The organism is Niallia sp. Sow4_A1, from assembly GCF_052116745.1.
Taxonomy (GTDB): domain Bacteria; phylum Bacillota; class Bacilli; order Bacillales; family Cytobacillaceae; genus Niallia; species Niallia hominis.
Genome location: NZ_JBQKKM010000016.1, coordinates 56830 through 72395 on the forward strand (window position 1 = coordinate 56830; position 15566 = coordinate 72395).

A 15566-nucleotide genomic window follows, 5' to 3' on the forward strand; every position below is an offset into this window, starting at 1 on the left:
ATCTCAAAAAAACTTGACTATCTACATCTTCTTTACCAGATTATAGAGACTACTTTGATCACAACTTAGGAGCTAATTCAACAGCCTGACGCATTGCTTCCATTAAGCTTTTTTCATCCGCAATCCCCTTACCTGCAATGTCAAATGCTGTCCCGTGGTCCACACTTGTTCGAATAATTGGCAAACCAACCGTAATATTTACTCCTGCGTCTAATCCCAATACTTTCACTGGACCATGTCCTTGGTCATGATACATTGCTACAACAATATCAAAATCTCCGCGAACTGCTCGGAAAAATAATGTATCTGCTGGAAGTGGGCCAACTGCTTCTATGCCCTCACTTTGTGCCTTCTCTACACCAGGGATTACTTTCTCTTCTTCTTCTCCATAACCAAATAATCCATTTTCACCAGCATGCGGATTTATACCACATACTGCAATTTTAGGGTTTTCAATTCCTGCTTTTTGCAACGTATCATGTGCGAGTTTAATAACATGATAAACACGTTCTGGATTTATCATTTTTACTGCATCAATAATCCCAACATGTGTTGTTACATGAATAACTTTTAGGTTAGGTGCAGAAAGCATCATAGAGAAATCTTGTGTTCCAGTAAGATCAGCTAAAATTTCTGTATGACCTGGATATTTATGTCCACCTTTATGCAATGCCTCTTTATTTAAAGGTGCCGTGCAAATGGCGTGAATTTTCTCTTCTTTTGCAAGCTCAATTGCTTTAGCAAGATATTGAAATGCTGCATTCCCTGCTTCTGGAGATACTGTACCAATAGGAAGCGTTTCATCCAATAAATTTAGATTTAAACAATAAACTGTACCATAATGATAAGATACTTCTGCAATGTCTTCTACAGATATATTCTTTATTATCAACTCGCTATTTACAAACTGTTTTGCTCTTTCTAAAATTTTACTATCACCAATTACTAAAGGTCGGCTAATATCATACATTTCCTCTTTACCGAGACTCTTTAGAATAATCTCTGGACCAACACCTGCTGCATCTCCCATTGTTATACCTACTATTGGTTTTAATTTACTCATACTATCACCCTTCTTTTGTTAATCATAAATTCTAATGCTTTTATTAATGATTCTTCTGCCCCAAATCCACCAGCCTTAGTAACCGCCCAATAACTATTAATCTCTGTTCTAATTTTACCAAAGGGAAGTCCTGCCTCAATCTCCAAATACAATTCCATTTCCGTAACACCTAGTGCTCGACATACTGCCTTGGCTGTATCTCCACCTGTTAACACTAAACCTTTGATAGTAGGAAAAGCCTTTAATAAATGGTTTGCAATAATCCCCAAACCGTTCGATATTGCCTCACTTACATCAGTTTTACTTAAACAAAGCTTCTTACCAGCTTCTACCGCACTCGTTCTGTTAGTATCATCAGCTTCCACATAAAGCACAAAATGTTTACAGCCCTCATGTTGCTCAACTTTATTCGCAAGCTCATCCAATCTATATATTTGATTAACTAAATCAACTGGATTAATTTTCAGAAAATAGGAATTTGTAAAACTCTCAACCTTGCATAATTGCTTTTTGGTTACTTGAGATAAACTTCCTGAAACAATAAGTGTATGATTAATTTCCATTTCTTCTGTATCTTTTACAGAAGCAGAATTTAGGTTTAATATTTCTGGCAAATACTCAATTAGTCCAGCTGATCCTGCCCATACGATTGATTTATTTATCCTTACAAACAGTTCTGCGATATGGAAAAGATCCTCTTCTGTTTCCGCATCACAAACAAACCATTTATTACCTTCCTCTATCGAAGAGCGTATGATGCTATCTATCTCTTCCTTAGATTTATGCCAAATTTCCTTATTTAATAGTTTAATTTTCCTATTATCTGTTGGATTTAAGAGCTTTAGTAGATAGGATTCTTCCACTGGTGTCTTCGGATCGTTTGAAAATTCAGTTTCTGTTATGATGACACCGCCTACAAAATGATGCCCATTGATGGTTTGACGTCCCATTTTGGGATAGGCTGGAGCAATAACAATGACCTCTGGCTCATAAACAGCTTCTATCGCTGTAAGTTCAGCTTCTATGTTCCCTCTTAGCGTGGAATCAACCTTCTTATATATATGTTGATACCCTCTTTTTTTTAGAAATGTAGCAGCCTCTACTACAGACTGATATGCTTCTTCTTCGTTTTTTGCTCTGCTATCCGTATCTAATATAAGAACATCAGAATCTGCGTTTTCAGACGAATTTTTAACATCAAACACTACAGTAGTTGACAAATCTTTCATCGCCAGTTGAACACCTGAATCATTAGCGCCTGTTAAATCATCTGAAATAATGCCCATTTTATTTCTCAAGTCGAACACATCCTTACCTTACATTTTGATACCTTGTTCCTCAAATTTATATCCTTTTTTTTCTAATCTTTTCACTAAGAATCCTACATAGATTGGAAGTAGTATTGCTGTGGTCACCACAGAAGCAGCAACCTGAACTGTTGCAATATCCACCACTGATGCGAAGCTGACATTTGCAGCTGCTATTACTGCCGGAGTTGCCACCGCATTTCCAGCTGTTGAACCTTCCGCGGCTCCAACAATTGGATTCCATTTTAGAAGTTTAAATACATAATAACCAGCTGTTCCTGTTACAAAAACAGTTAATAATCCTAGAATGATTCCTGCTAAACCACCTTCTATAATGGCAGAGAAATTAATCCCCATTCCAAGAGCAAAAGCAAAGAATGGAATTAACATAGAACTTCCGCTATCTAAAAATTCTCTGATTTTATCATCTAAATTCCCTAACACCATCCCGACAACAATAGGAAGAAGCACGGAAATAAAGGAAGTAACAGAAAACAATCCATCAACAAATCCCATCGCACCAAAGATTGATAAAGCAACCATTGTTAAAAAAGGTCCATCATTAAGAGCTAAAAGTGAATAAGCTGCTCGGTCTTCTTTACTGCCGTACTGACCAACTAATGCAACAAATAATCCACCATTACTATTTGTCATTGCGGCAATAACTGCAATAGGTGCTAAACCTAACCAAAGACCATTATCTCCAGCAAATAGATACGCTAATAATCCAAAGACGGCACCAACTACCCATTTTGTTAGTAATAAAGTTGCCCCTTTCCCAACAGAAACTCCAAAAGATTTTACATTGATTTGTGCTCCAGTACATAAAAGAAATAATGCAATTAAAGTAGGTGCCCCATTAACAAATAAAGCCTCTGTAAAATTTCCAATTCTTAGAAGATTGGGAGTGAATGTATTTAACAGTGCTGCAATTAGCAACGGAACTACCATCATCCCTCCAGGAATCCGATCCAACGTTTCTTTTATCTTCATAATTTTAACACTCCTTTTAGTATGTTTCAATTTAAAACAATAAGTAATCGTTTACAATAGTAATTGTAATTGCTTTCATTTATTAACACAATGAAAATAGTATAAAACGTTGCAAAATTAAACACTAAGAACAAAAAAAAGCTGAAAATTTATTGTTTCAGCTTTCTCCATAGAGTCGTTCGATTTATCCCTAGTCTTTCTGCAACTTTTGTTTGATTATATTGCTCTTCTTCCATGACTGTATCAATAATTCTTTTTTCAATTTCTACTAAAGTACCTTGTAAAAATTCATTATCTTTACTTTCTAATTTATTTAACCTATCCCCTAAAAGCAGTTGAATTAACCTCTTCCCGATTACGAACCCCTTCTCTTCCTTTACAGCATCACGAATAAGAATATATAATTCTTCCACATTGCCTGGCCAGGTATAGGATTCCAATATCTCCATAGCATCTTCCTTTATTTTAATTGCTGAAGTTCCAAATTCCGCATGAAAAGCAGCTAAAAAAAATGCTACTAATGGCCTTATATCCTCTTTCCGCTCAGACAATGCTGGTAAATCAATACGTATGAAAACAGTATAAGAAAGAGAGTGATATATTTCAGTGTCTATCGTATCTATTGCAATAATCACTGTTATCCCCAAAGCATGTAACTTCTTTACTTTTCCAATAAATAATCTTAACTCGCTAGCATTTAACATTTCGATTTCATTAAAATATATCGATTTTATATCCGAGTCTATTTGATTTTTCATCGTAAGGAATGCAGCTGCAGATAGGATTCCTAAAAAACCAATCCCCCTATTTTTTTTGTAATGAATAAGTTTTGAAATTTGTTTTTTTCCAGTGCCCGATTTCCCTATTAGTATCCAATAATTATTATTAAGATTACTATCTATCTTATCGATACATCTCTTCATCTTCTCACTTTTAGAGATAATCACCGGTTGAGTTTGGACATCTATAATATGCAAAGGATTTTCCGGCACTAATTCATCTAATAAAGAGAATGCAAACAAATAATGATTCTCTCCCTCAAAATTTATTGGAACAATCATCTGTTTTATTCTTTTATGCTGATTCGTCTCTATTATATCTAGTTCTTCTTGAATATATTTTTTTTTATGTATCACATTTATCAATTTTTTTATTGGAACTTGCGTACGATCGAATATTGCCCAGTTTTCATAGACAATAGTCCCTTCACCATTCACTACAATAACATCCAATAATTGTCTCTCTATGGCGGTTTGCATAATAGTCATTTGCAAACGTTGCTTTCTCAGCATTCGGTAAATGCTCTTAACTTCTTTAATGGCTTCAAATATAGCTTCTCTTCCTGATTGTATCAGTATCCCTTCTAGATTATACTTAGCTGCTGCATCCCGTGTAATAACGTCCCCAATGATTAATTGATAGCCATCTATTTTCAATTGATTCACCAATGGTTCAACTTCTTTTGCATCCTCAATCGTAAATACCTCAATTGGAATTTCTAACAAATCTGTTATTGCTTTAGCTCCAATGGTAATGTTAGAGAACCCAACAATTGCTTTTTTTCCTGGATAATCATTTGCCAAGGTCAGTACGCGTAGCATATCATAGCCAGAAACATGTATATCAACAACTGGAATATTCACTTCTTGCTCTATTAATTGTGCCGTTCCCCCACGGCTTATTATTATCTCAATTCCTTGCTTTTCCGCCTCTTTTGCAATTGGAATTGCCTCCTGTAGATTCGCCAATTCAATATGCATATTAAGTTCATGATCAATTTTTATACATTCTTCCATTACATGCTCCAATGCAGGATATGGTGCAATTAATAAAGTTTTAATTTCCATCGTATTCACCTATCGTTCGTTATTACTTTATACATTGAAAGAAATAAGATTAGATGTCAAGTACCTGTTCCATAATTTAGTGGAGCTAAAACAAGCAAGAACCCTTTTAAATAATAAAAAACAGACCTACTAATATATAGCAGATCTGTCATGTGGTCATATAGATAAGCTTAAACTAGCGCTTTAAATAAACAATTTCCTCCGCTAATTTAGCCATTCGCTTTTTAACATCATCATCTGTTATTTCGTTTTCATCATCAAAATAATCATTATGCACAAAAACATTTTGTACGGTAACCAAACTTTTGAAATACGTAAGAATTGGCTTTAATTGGTATTCCATCACAAGAAAATGTTTATCTGTACCGCCTGTGATAACCATTCCTGTCACTTTTGATTTAAACGCATCTACTGGTAGATGATCAAAAAGATTCTTTAATACGCCTGTTATGGAAGCTTGATATACAGGCGTTCCTATAACAAGAGCATCTGCTGCTAATATAGTGTTTACTACTTTAATCGTATCATCATTATAATAGCTAAGTGGAGCACCGTTAACAAATTCAATCTCATACTCTCTTAAATCAATCAACTCCACTTGAACGGCTGGATCAAGCGACTTAGCTGCAACTAAAACTTCATTTACTGCTTTGGAAGTTTTTGCACCCACTAATGAGCCGGAAATTCCTACAAGCTTCATATTATCCTCCAAGCTTAAAGATAAGCATGAAACACTTAATCTTCGTTATCTTATTCGTTATTATTAGCAAATTTCCGAGCAACTACACTCCAATTAATAATAGAGAAGAAATTGGAAATGTATTCAGGTCTTCTGTTTTGATAATTTAAGTAATATGCATGCTCCCAAACATCTAAACCTAGGATTGCACGTTCTCCATCCATAATTGGATTATCTTGATTTGGTGTGCTTGTTACTTTCAAGTTACCTTCTTTGTCAACAACAAGCCATGCCCAACCAGATCCAAATCTAGTTGTAGCTGCTGCAGTAAACTGCTGTTTAAATGCATCAATGCTTCCAAATGCTTTAGTGATTGCTTCTGCTAGTTCACCAGAAGGAGCATTTTCTCCTGTAGCAGGAGCAATTACTTCCCAAAATAAAGAATGATTTAAATGACCTCCACCATTATTTCTAACCGCTGTTCTAATTTGTTCTGGGACTTCATCAAGATTACTTAATAGTTCCTCTAATGATTTTGCTTGTAATGCTTCCTGCCCTTCAAGTGCGGCATTTAAATTATTGACATATGTTTGATGATGTTTTCCGTAATGGATTTCCATTGTTTGTTGATCGATATGTGGCTCTAAAGCGTTAAATTCGTAAGATAAAGCTGGTAATGAATATGTAGTCATTTGTAATTCCTCCAATATTTTTATTTTTATACTTAACGGTTTAAAAAGTATAATTAAACAATAAACCAAGGTAAGAAAAAATGCAATCCTTTTTACTTCTGAATTTTGTAAATATATCTTTACAGACTTTGTACACATTAACTGCTTTCAACATTTTATACTATCTGGTATAATAAATTTTACTACATTTTAATTTACTTATATTTTCTCTCCAATGTATAGAATGGAGGTTTATGATGACCACTAAACAAAAAACTACAAAAGATAAAATCCTTCATTTCCTAAAAAAAGAAGGAGCTTTAACGGTAAATGAGTTTACAGATCGTTTGCAAATTACACATATGGCCGTGCGAAAGCACTTAACAATATTAGAAAAAGATGGATTGATTCAATCAGAACTAGTAAAACAGCCAATGGGACGTCCTATTCAAAGCTATACTCTGGCAGAAAGGGCAGAGTATTTTTTCCCGAAAAGCTATGAAGGAATTAGTATAGATTTATTGAATGATGTGAAAGAGCTGTATGGGGATGATTCTGTTCAGCAGCTATTTAATAAACGGGAAGAACGGCTTACAAATGAATATATCTCTCGGATGAGTGACAAGACTCCTTCTGAGAAAATGCAGGAAATGGTTGAGATTCAAAATGAAAAAGGATATATGGCAGATTTATCGAAAGTGGACGACCATACTTTTGAAATAACAGAATACAATTGTCCTATCTTAGAAGTAGCAAAGGAGTTTAAAGTAGCTTGTCGCTGTGAGACAGAAATGCTAAAAAATGTGCTAGGAACAAATACAGTAAGCAGAACATGTTGCCGTACTGAAGGAGATAACCACTGTAAATTTTTAGTGCAGTTTGTTTCTTAAAATAAGGAAAATAGAAAAGGGAAGTCTTTAAGCACTATTTGCTTAAAGACTTCCCTTTTTAAGATATTATGCAAAAATAGCTAATTCAGCTTCAATTTGCTTCATAATTAATTGGAGGCATTCTTCTGTGGTTTTCGCAAAAATTCTTTTTCCGTTTACAATGGCATATGGCCGTTTCGCACACATGCCACAAAATGAAAGACAGCTGCTTTCAATCACTGCCACTTCTGGATATTTTGATTCTATTATTTTTTCTAAATCTATTTCCGTAATCAGGCTTCCGTCACAAATTTCTACAACTACAATCCCCATCTTTAAAGCGCTCCTTTCTCATTTTCTGTACTAGCTATATATATATAACGATTTCACAATAGTTTCTATTAATAATAAATCATAAGAATTACTTCTTTTTAATAATCTAATCCATCTGTTTTTTATACCGTATAGTATAAAAAACAAGTATATACATTTAATCACTTTCTGTATAAAAAAGCAAGAAAAGAAACTTAAGGATAACTAATCTTTTTCTTGAAAATAAAAAAACTCCTCCGTAGCTGACTTGTATGAAACAAATCAGAGATGATCTACATAAGGAGTTTCTTTTTATGCGTCTTTCCATTCCTTCTATGGAATAATTGTTCCTACCCTCCAAAAAATTTCTTTAACTTTTCCAATTCTTCTTCGCTGTAGGTTTTCGATTTATCAAAATAAGGGTTGTCTTTCAGCACATTTTTAGGGTCAAGATTTGTTTTAATCGATACACTAAGCACGTCTGAATCTTCAGCAATAACTCTGTCTGTTACGCTATCATAGTTGGATAGATTCGTTCCTTTTTGCTCTTCCATATAGTACCTCCTTTTTTCCTATAGGATTTTCTATTACCAATAATTTATGCTAAATATTATAGGTGAAAAATACTTCAAAACAGCCCTTTTCCCTCCCTTATATCAAATGGGAATATTATCCTAATTAATAATAATATTCGGAATAATTCGCTCAGGCATTCACAATATTTGCTTTTGTAATCGTTTTCAAATATAATATACATTAGGTTGGATAACATCAGTGGTTATCATCGTACGCAGCGCAGGTGGAGCTGGTACTCTTATAGAGCTTTTTTAAGTTCTAAAAAAGAAGCAGAAAATCTTCTTATTAATGGAGGATTTTCTGCTTCTTTTCTTTTCCTTATTAGATTGTTCGCTTAAATTTTTGCTCATGACTAAGCAACCATTCTTTTCTCCATAAGCCACCAGCATACCCTGTTAAGGTTCCATTTGCACCTATAATTCGGTGACAAGGAATGACAATACATAGCTTATTTTTTCCATTTGCACTTCCAACTGCTCGTACTGCCTTTTCATTCCCTATGTTGTTGGCGATATCTTTATAGGATCCAGTACCAGCGTACGGAATAGTCGTTAATGCATCCCAGACTTGCTTTTGGAAAGGAGTCCCCCCTATTTCTATCGGGAAGGAAAAGTCATAGCGCTCCCCTTTAAAATAGTCATCTATTTGCTCGGAGCACGTAACTAACACATTTGGTGTAGATGCATTAATCAGATTTTCTGCCAGTTCTTTTTCCGAAAATAAGATAGAAGAAACAGCCTTTTCCGTTCCACTTATTTCTATTACTCCAATTGGAGAATGGTAATCGATTGTATACATCCTAATCCCCCATATAGCCTTATTTGCTTTTTATTTTAACAGAAAGTTGTATAGCAAACACTAATCATGCATTTTATCTTTTCCTTGTTTCTTAATCGAAAAACAATACAAAATCCCTTAGTTATTTTGTATCTTCCTCTCTTATTAATTTAACTTTATATTTACAAATGTAATAAATAATGGTAGGATTTTAGAGGATTTTATTTAATTCCTATTTAACCTATATGAATTAATAAAATTAAAGGAGGAGATTACATTGAACTTATTCACTGTTTTAAACATTATCATCTTACTTATTTTGCTTAGCGTTCTTTTCTACATGCAAAAGAAACATATTTCCTTTTCTAAACGTGTGTTTACAGGATTAGGACTTGGGGTAGTATTCGGAGCTATCCTACAATTGATTTATGATCCTACTTCTGAGGTAATCACGAATACAAATGATTGGTTTGGTATAGTCGGAAGCGGATATGTAAAGCTATTACAAATGATTGTTATGCCGCTAGTCTTTATTTCGATCATTGCAGCATTCACAAAGCTTGAAAAATCAGCTAATCTTGGCAAGATCAGCGGTCTTGTAATTGGAACACTATTAATTACAACAGCTATTTCTGCTGGAATTGGTATTGCCACAACAGCTGGCTTTGACCTAAAAGCAATTGATGTAAGTGCTGGAGATGCAGAAATCCTTCGTGGACAACAACTAGAAGAAACTTTAGGAGAAGTCCAAAGCACAACAGTGCCACAAAAAATTCTTAGCTTTTTACCTGCTAACCCATTTCAAGATTTAACAGGTGCTAGACCAACATCTACGATAGCAGTGGTTATATTCGCCGCATTTGTTGGAGTTGCTTTCCTTGGTATTAAAAGAAAAAATCCAGAACAGGCAGCATTTTTTCAAAAAATCGTCGAGGCTATACATACGGTTGTTATGCGAATTGTAACATTAGTTCTACGATTAACTCCATATGGAATCCTTGCATTAATGGCAAAGACCGTTGCAGGAAGTAACTTCGATGCCATTGTGAAGCTAGGTAAATTTGTTATTGCTTCGTATGTTGCGTTAATTGCGATGTTTATTGTTCATTTAATCATTCTTGCTATTATGGGACTAAGTCCAAAACAATATGTGAAAAAGGTTTGGCCTGTTCTAACTTTTGCATTCACTTCACGTACAAGTGCTGGAACAATGCCCTTAAACATTGAAGCACAAAAAAATAAATTAGGTGTACCTGAATCCATTGCAAACTTCTCTGCATCGTTTGGGGTATCCATTGGGCAAAATGGCTGTGCCGGAATCTATCCAGCAATGCTTGCAGTCATGATTGCACCAACACAAGGGATTAATCCATTATCCCCTTCATTCATCGCAACCTTAATTATCGTTGTTATGATCAGTTCTTTTGGGGTAGCTGGAGTTGGTGGAGGAGCAACGTTTGCAACCTTAATCGTTCTTTCTACTTTAAACCTACCAGTTGCTTTAGCTGGGGTATTAATTTCCGTTGAACCACTAATTGATATGGGGCGTACTGCTCTAAATGTAAGTGGATCAATGGTTTCTGGTGTTGTAACAAGTAAAACACTTGGTGAATTAGATACGAAAAAATACCAGTCTAACGACATCAATGCTTCTGAAACTATCGCATAAAAAAACAAAGTTTTATTTAACAAAGGTTTCTGTTTTGAGGTGTTTTTCTTAAAGTGGGTGCCAATCTGACAGTAGCTTTGGCATCGTTATTAGTATATAAAATGGAAAACTCGCCATTGGAATTGGCGAGTTTCTTTATTTGGAATGCAAAATCCTTATTTATATAAAGTCTCACTTACTTTTGGTATGGTTCGCCGTAAGGCATTAAAACGATGGCCTCTTGGACTCACCCCCTTTTAAAAAAAGGTTTTGTCCTGAATCGAGTAACCTGCAAAAGGAAAATAAGCGGAGATTTTCCGGTTAAATGCAGAAATGAGCTTGTTTCGGGGTAAATAAGGGGAGGTTTTCCGATTACGCAAAGTAAAATCTCCCTTCTTCGCATTTTTCGAGTCAATAGACGGAATCTTTCCGTCTATTTAAGCCTTCTTTAATAATAATTACTATATAAGCGAAATTTTTCCGTCTATTTTTCAACTCAGATGCTTTTCCTTATACCCCAACAAATAAGTGCGGATCCTCTCGAACCCTCGATACTCAAAACGGCACTGCAAATGTCAACTGACTTGACAGCTTTTTTATTTGTACAGTACTTATTGTCCATCATAGTATCCTTTTAATGGATGTGCTTTGCTTTTTTGTTTTGACAGTTTCACATATTTGATGGTTTATTATGAAGTTAAGCATTGTATCAAGTTCATCTCAATTGTTAAATGTATTCCGAACCATTCCACTTTCGGATTAAAATATACTTTTAAAAAATAACAATTTTTGTGAATCACCTTACTTTTTTTAATTTATTTGCTTAATTGATCGATAAGTTCAAAGTAATTGATATTCATAGCTTCTATTTTATGTTCTTCATTTAGATTTGCTTGCCCAGTAATCATTCCTACTGCTGCTGAGGTACTGCCTTCCTTTTGATATTCTACTTTCGCAGAAAAATTATAAATAATTTCCGCTGAATTGGTTTTTTCACATTTAATATCCAGTGCCCTTAACTTGTAATGATGTCTCTCAGGTTCAATCCATACTACCGAACCGTAGATTGATATATATTCATCGAATGCTCTATCACTTGCAAAATATTCTCTATATAAAGCCTTTTCATATTCCCTTAACCCTTTAATTTCTCCCTCCTCTTCTGTATCTGTATTATTCATTATTTTTTCCCATTCTTCATCTGGACTTGTAAAGTTATTTTTTATAACAGCTTCGATTGTTTTTATATTCTCTTCTTCTTGTTTTGTTATATAATCCTTTTGATTGGAGTCTGAATCATAGGGTAATGTACTTAATCCAAGTGGTATTAGGATAATGATAAATGCTACAGCAGCTAAATATGGGAGTAATCTGAATGATATCCCACTCTTTTTCCGAGTCGAAGAAACCTGTATCCATAACTCTTCCTTAACTCCATTAGGTACTTTAATAGAGTTAAGTTCCTTTTCTAATTGTTCCTTTATTATTTCTTCTTGATTATTCGTCACTTCTACCTTCACCTCCTGTTTGGTACTGTTCAAATATTTTTTGTTTCGCACGAAATATTCTTGATTTGACTGTTCCTAATTTAATGGAAAGTAGCTTAGCTATTTCTTTCTCCGTAAGATCATCCATATACTTTAAAATTAAGACTTGTTTATGTTCAGGTGGTAAGTTAGCTAAATAATTTTCTAATTCATCTTTCTGATAATTAGAATCATCAGAATTTAAGACATAGTTTTCTTCTTCAAACATATAGGCCGATTGTCTTTTATTTTTATTATAGATATCAATAGCAGTACGTGTAGCAATTGTAGTTATCCAAGCATTCAGACTTGAGGGTTTATTTATCTTTCCAAGATTTTTAAACACCTTTATAAAGGTATCATGTGTAGCATCCTTCGCTAGCTCCTCATTTTTTAAAATATAAAAAGTTGTTTTAAATACCTTTTCAAAAAAGATTTCATAAATTTCCCTTTCGTTTAACACACTAATTTCGAACACCTCCCTTTATCTATAAAGACTCGTTAATAGATGGAAAAGTTCCTTTTTTCTTACCAAATTTCTCACTCACTTTTGTATAGAAGGTTTATTGAAAAGCATATAAGTTAATAAAAAAAATCCTGCTAATAACAGGATTTTTTCAAAAATTCAATACAAATGTCATGCCTATTTAATCATCGCAAATACTTCTGCACGCTTATCACTGTCTGTTTGGAAAACACCACGAACAGCAGAAGTAACTGTTTTAGCACCAGGCTTTTTAACCCCACGCATGGTCATACACATATGCTCTGCTTCCACTACAACCATCACTCCATGTGGTTCAAGTGTTTCCATCATTGTATCTGCAACCGTGGACGTAATTCTCTCCTGAAGCTGCGGACGTTTCGAAACTGCCTCGATTGCTCTTGCAAGCTTGCTTAATCCAGCCACTCGTCCACCCTTAGGAATATAAGCTACATGTGCTTTTCCGTAAAAAGGAACTAAGTGATGCTCACACATAGAATAAAAAGGAATATCCTTAACTAATACCAATTCTTCATGGTCTTCATGAAAAATCGTTTCAAAATATTCTTTTGGATCGATTGTAAGTCCAGAAAAAACCTCTTCATACATTTTTGCTACACGTTTTGGAGTATCCAATAATCCTTCTCTATTAGGATCCTCTCCAACCGCTTCTAATAATAAGCGAATTGCTTCCTCTATTTGAGGAATATTCATTTTACTCATTCCGTAATCCTCCTAAATGTCTTCCCGGTTGTCTACACTCCACGCTTATTTCCCCAAATATACGTATGTAGCTGTGGAAGTACCTTAACATTTTTGAACTCATGATCAAGCATTGTTTTATCAATCAACCACTCGTATTTAGTCAGTAATTGCTGTACTAATTGCGCGTTATCGATTGTTTTATTATCATCGTTACCAACCTGCAGGAAAAAAGGAACATCTGGATAGCGCAGATGAACCTTTTTCGCATATTCATAATCTTCGTCTGAAAATACAACTACCTTTAGACTCATATGATTACTTCGATTTGCATCTCTTAATCTTTGCATAATCGAATCTAATATGTCAAAATCCGTGTTCATTTTCGAGCTAGGCGGTTTTGGTGAAATAGTTAGCTCATCAATATCTACAAACCAATCCTGCCATCTACTTCCCTGCGTTTCAAGACCGATTTTTATTCCTTTTTCTTTTAATAAATCTACCAGAAAAGAAAGATTTTTCAATAGGGCAGGATTTCCTCCAGACAGTGTTACAAATGAGAAGCCATTGCCGCCTAAGCGAACTAATTCATCCCATATTTCTTCAGCCTGCATTTGCTTGATTAGATCTTTCCCGCTTCCATCCCATGTAAAAGCAGAATCACACCAAGCACAGGAATAATCGCAACCTGCCGTTCTGACAAACATCGTTTTTTGACCAATGACCATTCCTTCTCCTTGAATCGTTGGTCCGAATATCTCCATTACAGGTACTTTACTCACTCTCCAATCCACTCCCTTCTCATTTCTGCATAACTAGTAGGAGTTTCAAAGAGACGCACAAATTCCACTCTTGCCCCATTATTTGCTTGTTTCATCTCATCCTTTTTCAATGCTTCTTCCATTTTATCAAATATCCAATAAACAATATTTTCTGCAGTTGTATTCATTGGTGGAAGTGTTTCATTTAAATAACGATGATCCAAATAAAATTCGATTTCCTTTTTCCATATCTTCTTAATATCACCAAAATCAATCATCAATCCACGGTCATCTAAATATCCGCTAATACCGAAAACAACCTTATACGTATGTCCATGAAGATTCATGCATTTTCCTTCGTAGGCATGCAAGTGATGTGCCGCATCAAAGGTAAACTCTTTGCTAACCATAACGCGCTTATAATGATATTTTAATTGCTTAGAAGAAATATCCTCCCCAAACTTTTGCAATCTATCAACTATTCGAAAGTCATTCATTCTCTTATAACCCCTTTCGGACAGCTAAATAATCATCCAAGCCTTTTTTACGTAGCTTACAAGCAGGACATTCCCCACAGCCATCTGCAACCATTCCGTTATAGCATGTTAGTGTCTTTTCGCGAACAAATTCGAACGCACCTAACTCATCTGCAAGCCCCCATGTTTCTGCTTTATTTAACCACATTAGTGGAGTATGAATGACAAATTGATTGTCCATTGAAAGGTTTAAGGTTACATTCAATGATTTAATAAAAATGTCACGGCAGTCTGGATATCCGCTAAAATCTGTCTCACAAACGCCAGTAACAATATGCTTTGCTTGTATTTGGCTAGCTAATACACCAGCAAATGACATAAATAATAAGTTTCGTCCAGGAACAAAGGTGGAAGGCAACGCTCCATCTTTTCCTTCTTCAACTGCGATATCATCTCTTGTTAAAGCATTTGGCGCAAGTTGATTTAGCAATGACATATCAAGAATATGATGTTTAATGCCAAGCTCTTCTGTAATCTTTTTCGCACATTCAATTTCTGTAATATGTCTTTGATTGTAGTCAAACGTAACAGCTACTACTTCTTTGAAGTTTTTCATTGCCCAAAATAGACAGGTAGTGCTATCTTGACCACCACTAAATACAACAACCGCTTTTTCGTTTTTCATTTCCAAAATCTCCTTCATATAGAAAAAACAGCACTACTAAGAAAGCAGTCCTGTTTTTCTTAGTTTTTTAAAGAGGGTAGCTAGAACCTCCACCGTAATATACGGATTTACTATATAATTGGTTTAACTCGACTTATTATAACGTAAATTAAGCAATTATTCTATGAGAATATTACTTTTTCTCCGTATA

At 34.7% G+C, this 15566-nt stretch carries 17 protein-coding genes and 1 riboswitch; of the genes, 2 read left to right on the top strand and 15 right to left on the bottom strand.

Annotated features, from left to right (window positions below; translation table 11 throughout):
• Positions 1-58: 58 nt before the first annotated feature.
• From pdxA to ACTQ5K_RS10985, 6 genes are all read right to left on the bottom strand, one after another.
• Positions 59-1063, bottom strand: coding sequence for a 4-hydroxythreonine-4-phosphate dehydrogenase PdxA (gene pdxA, locus ACTQ5K_RS10960; RefSeq protein ID WP_031538760.1), 1005 nt, complete (start codon positions 1061-1063; stop codon positions 59-61).
• The gene (locus tag ACTQ5K_RS10965) at positions 1060-2370 is read right to left on the bottom strand and encodes a four-carbon acid sugar kinase family protein (protein ID WP_231512579.1); all 1311 of its coding nucleotides are present in this window, start codon (positions 2368-2370) and stop codon (positions 1060-1062) included. Before ACTQ5K_RS10965 ends, pdxA begins: the two co-directional genes overlap by 4 nt.
• 9 nt (positions 2371-2379) lie before the next feature.
• Positions 2380-3363 (bottom strand): 2-keto-3-deoxygluconate permease, encoded by a 984-nt coding sequence (locus ACTQ5K_RS10970; protein WP_235252537.1) that lies wholly within the window; start codon positions 3361-3363, stop codon positions 2380-2382.
• Positions 3364-3512: 149 nt separating this feature from the next.
• Positions 3513-5210 carry a sigma-54-dependent transcriptional regulator gene (locus ACTQ5K_RS10975; protein WP_031538765.1) on the bottom strand — a complete coding sequence of 566 codons (1698 nt, stop codon included), beginning with the start codon at positions 5208-5210 and terminating at the stop codon, positions 3513-3515.
• Between the two features lie 175 nt (positions 5211-5385).
• Positions 5386-5910 (bottom strand): NADPH-dependent FMN reductase, encoded by a 525-nt coding sequence (locus ACTQ5K_RS10980; protein ID WP_031538767.1) that lies wholly within the window; start codon positions 5908-5910, stop codon positions 5386-5388.
• Between the two features lie 50 nt (positions 5911-5960).
• Positions 5961-6581: a superoxide dismutase gene (locus ACTQ5K_RS10985; RefSeq protein WP_031538768.1), complete on the bottom strand. Its 621-nt coding sequence runs from the start codon at positions 6579-6581 to the stop codon at positions 5961-5963.
• Between the two features lie 236 nt (positions 6582-6817).
• On the opposite strand from ACTQ5K_RS10985, the gene ACTQ5K_RS10990 reads away from it, so the two are divergent.
• Positions 6818-7450, top strand: coding sequence for a helix-turn-helix transcriptional regulator (locus ACTQ5K_RS10990; protein ID WP_328284029.1), 633 nt, complete (start codon positions 6818-6820; stop codon positions 7448-7450).
• A 66-nt stretch (positions 7451-7516) separates the two neighbouring features.
• Here the strand turns inward: ACTQ5K_RS10990 and ACTQ5K_RS10995 are convergent, their stop codons facing one another.
• The 3 genes from ACTQ5K_RS10995 to ACTQ5K_RS11005 all read right to left on the bottom strand — a co-directional run bounded on the left by ACTQ5K_RS10995 (position 7517) and on the right by ACTQ5K_RS11005 (position 9115).
• The gene (locus ACTQ5K_RS10995; protein WP_031538771.1) at positions 7517-7762 is read right to left on the bottom strand and encodes a DUF1450 domain-containing protein; all 246 of its coding nucleotides are present in this window, start codon (positions 7760-7762) and stop codon (positions 7517-7519) included.
• A 329-nt stretch (positions 7763-8091) separates the two neighbouring features.
• Positions 8092-8295: a hypothetical protein gene (locus ACTQ5K_RS11000; protein WP_031538773.1), complete on the bottom strand. Its 204-nt coding sequence runs from the start codon at positions 8293-8295 to the stop codon at positions 8092-8094.
• Between the two features lie 343 nt (positions 8296-8638).
• The gene (locus ACTQ5K_RS11005) at positions 8639-9115 is read right to left on the bottom strand and encodes a methylated-DNA--[protein]-cysteine S-methyltransferase (RefSeq protein WP_349205163.1); all 477 of its coding nucleotides are present in this window, start codon (positions 9113-9115) and stop codon (positions 8639-8641) included.
• 232 nt (positions 9116-9347) lie between these two features.
• Here ACTQ5K_RS11005 and ACTQ5K_RS11010 point away from each other — a divergent pair, with 232 nt between their 5' ends.
• Entirely contained in the window at positions 9348-10763 is a 1416-nt protein-coding gene (locus ACTQ5K_RS11010; RefSeq protein ID WP_435406678.1) for an L-cystine transporter, read from the top strand.
• 794 nt (positions 10764-11557) lie between these two features.
• Here the strand turns inward: ACTQ5K_RS11010 and ACTQ5K_RS11015 are convergent.
• From ACTQ5K_RS11015 to queC, 6 genes are all read right to left on the bottom strand, one after another.
• Positions 11558-12250 (bottom strand): hypothetical protein, encoded by a 693-nt coding sequence (locus ACTQ5K_RS11015; RefSeq protein WP_031538777.1) that lies wholly within the window; start codon positions 12248-12250, stop codon positions 11558-11560.
• On the bottom strand, positions 12240-12731 hold the full coding sequence (locus tag ACTQ5K_RS11020) for an RNA polymerase sigma factor (RefSeq protein WP_231512580.1): 492 nt from the start codon (positions 12729-12731) through the stop codon (positions 12240-12242). The genes ACTQ5K_RS11015 and ACTQ5K_RS11020 overlap by 11 nt, the downstream gene beginning before the upstream one ends.
• A gap of 180 nt (positions 12732-12911) precedes the next feature.
• A complete protein-coding gene (folE, locus tag ACTQ5K_RS11025) occupies positions 12912-13475 on the bottom strand; it encodes a GTP cyclohydrolase I FolE (RefSeq protein WP_349205165.1) in 564 nt (187 codons plus the stop codon).
• A gap of 32 nt (positions 13476-13507) precedes the next feature.
• Positions 13508-14236 carry a 7-carboxy-7-deazaguanine synthase QueE gene (gene queE, locus ACTQ5K_RS11030; protein WP_235252411.1) on the bottom strand — a complete coding sequence of 243 codons (729 nt, stop codon included), beginning with the start codon at positions 14234-14236 and terminating at the stop codon, positions 13508-13510.
• The gene (queD, locus tag ACTQ5K_RS11035; protein ID WP_349205166.1) at positions 14233-14712 is read right to left on the bottom strand and encodes a 6-carboxytetrahydropterin synthase QueD; all 480 of its coding nucleotides are present in this window, start codon (positions 14710-14712) and stop codon (positions 14233-14235) included. Before queD ends, queE begins: the two co-directional genes overlap by 4 nt.
• A 4-nt stretch (positions 14713-14716) precedes the next feature.
• The gene (queC, locus tag ACTQ5K_RS11040) at positions 14717-15394 is read right to left on the bottom strand and encodes a 7-cyano-7-deazaguanine synthase QueC (RefSeq protein ID WP_285846682.1); all 678 of its coding nucleotides are present in this window, start codon (positions 15392-15394) and stop codon (positions 14717-14719) included.
• Positions 15395-15429: 35 nt separating this feature from the next.
• A riboswitch (PreQ1 riboswitch) is annotated at positions 15430-15472 on the bottom strand.
• Between the last annotated feature and the right edge of the window lie 94 nt (positions 15473-15566).

What these genes read in the sequence shown, in the direction of transcription:
- pdxA (WP_031538760.1), bottom strand. Translation starts at nt 1,063, where the DNA reads ATGAGTAAATTAAAACCAATAGTAGGTATAACAATGGGAGATGCAGCA.
- ACTQ5K_RS10970 (WP_235252537.1), bottom strand. Translation starts at nt 3,363, where the DNA reads ATGAAGATAAAAGAAACGTTGGATCGGATTCCTGGAGGGATGATGGTA.
- ACTQ5K_RS10975 (WP_031538765.1), bottom strand. Translation starts at nt 5,210, where the DNA reads ATGGAAATTAAAACTTTATTAATTGCACCATATCCTGCATTGGAGCAT.
- ACTQ5K_RS10980 (WP_031538767.1), bottom strand. Translation starts at nt 5,910, where the DNA reads ATGAAGCTTGTAGGAATTTCCGGCTCATTAGTGGGTGCAAAAACTTCC.
- ACTQ5K_RS10985 (WP_031538768.1), bottom strand. Translation starts at nt 6,581, where the DNA reads ATGACTACATATTCATTACCAGCTTTATCTTACGAATTTAACGCTTTA.
- ACTQ5K_RS10990 (WP_328284029.1), top strand. Translation starts at nt 6,818, where the DNA reads ATGACCACTAAACAAAAAACTACAAAAGATAAAATCCTTCATTTCCTA.
- ACTQ5K_RS10995 (WP_031538771.1), bottom strand. Translation starts at nt 7,762, where the DNA reads ATGGGGATTGTAGTTGTAGAAATTTGTGACGGAAGCCTGATTACGGAA.
- ACTQ5K_RS11000 (WP_031538773.1), bottom strand. Translation starts at nt 8,295, where the DNA reads ATGGAAGAGCAAAAAGGAACGAATCTATCCAACTATGATAGCGTAACA.
- ACTQ5K_RS11005 (WP_349205163.1), bottom strand. Translation starts at nt 9,115, where the DNA reads ATGTATACAATCGATTACCATTCTCCAATTGGAGTAATAGAAATAAGT.
- folE (WP_349205165.1), bottom strand. Translation starts at nt 13,475, where the DNA reads ATGAGTAAAATGAATATTCCTCAAATAGAGGAAGCAATTCGCTTATTA.
- queD (WP_349205166.1), bottom strand. Translation starts at nt 14,712, where the DNA reads ATGAATGACTTTCGAATAGTTGATAGATTGCAAAAGTTTGGGGAGGAT.
- queC (WP_285846682.1), bottom strand. Translation starts at nt 15,394, where the DNA reads ATGAAGGAGATTTTGGAAATGAAAAACGAAAAAGCGGTTGTTGTATTT.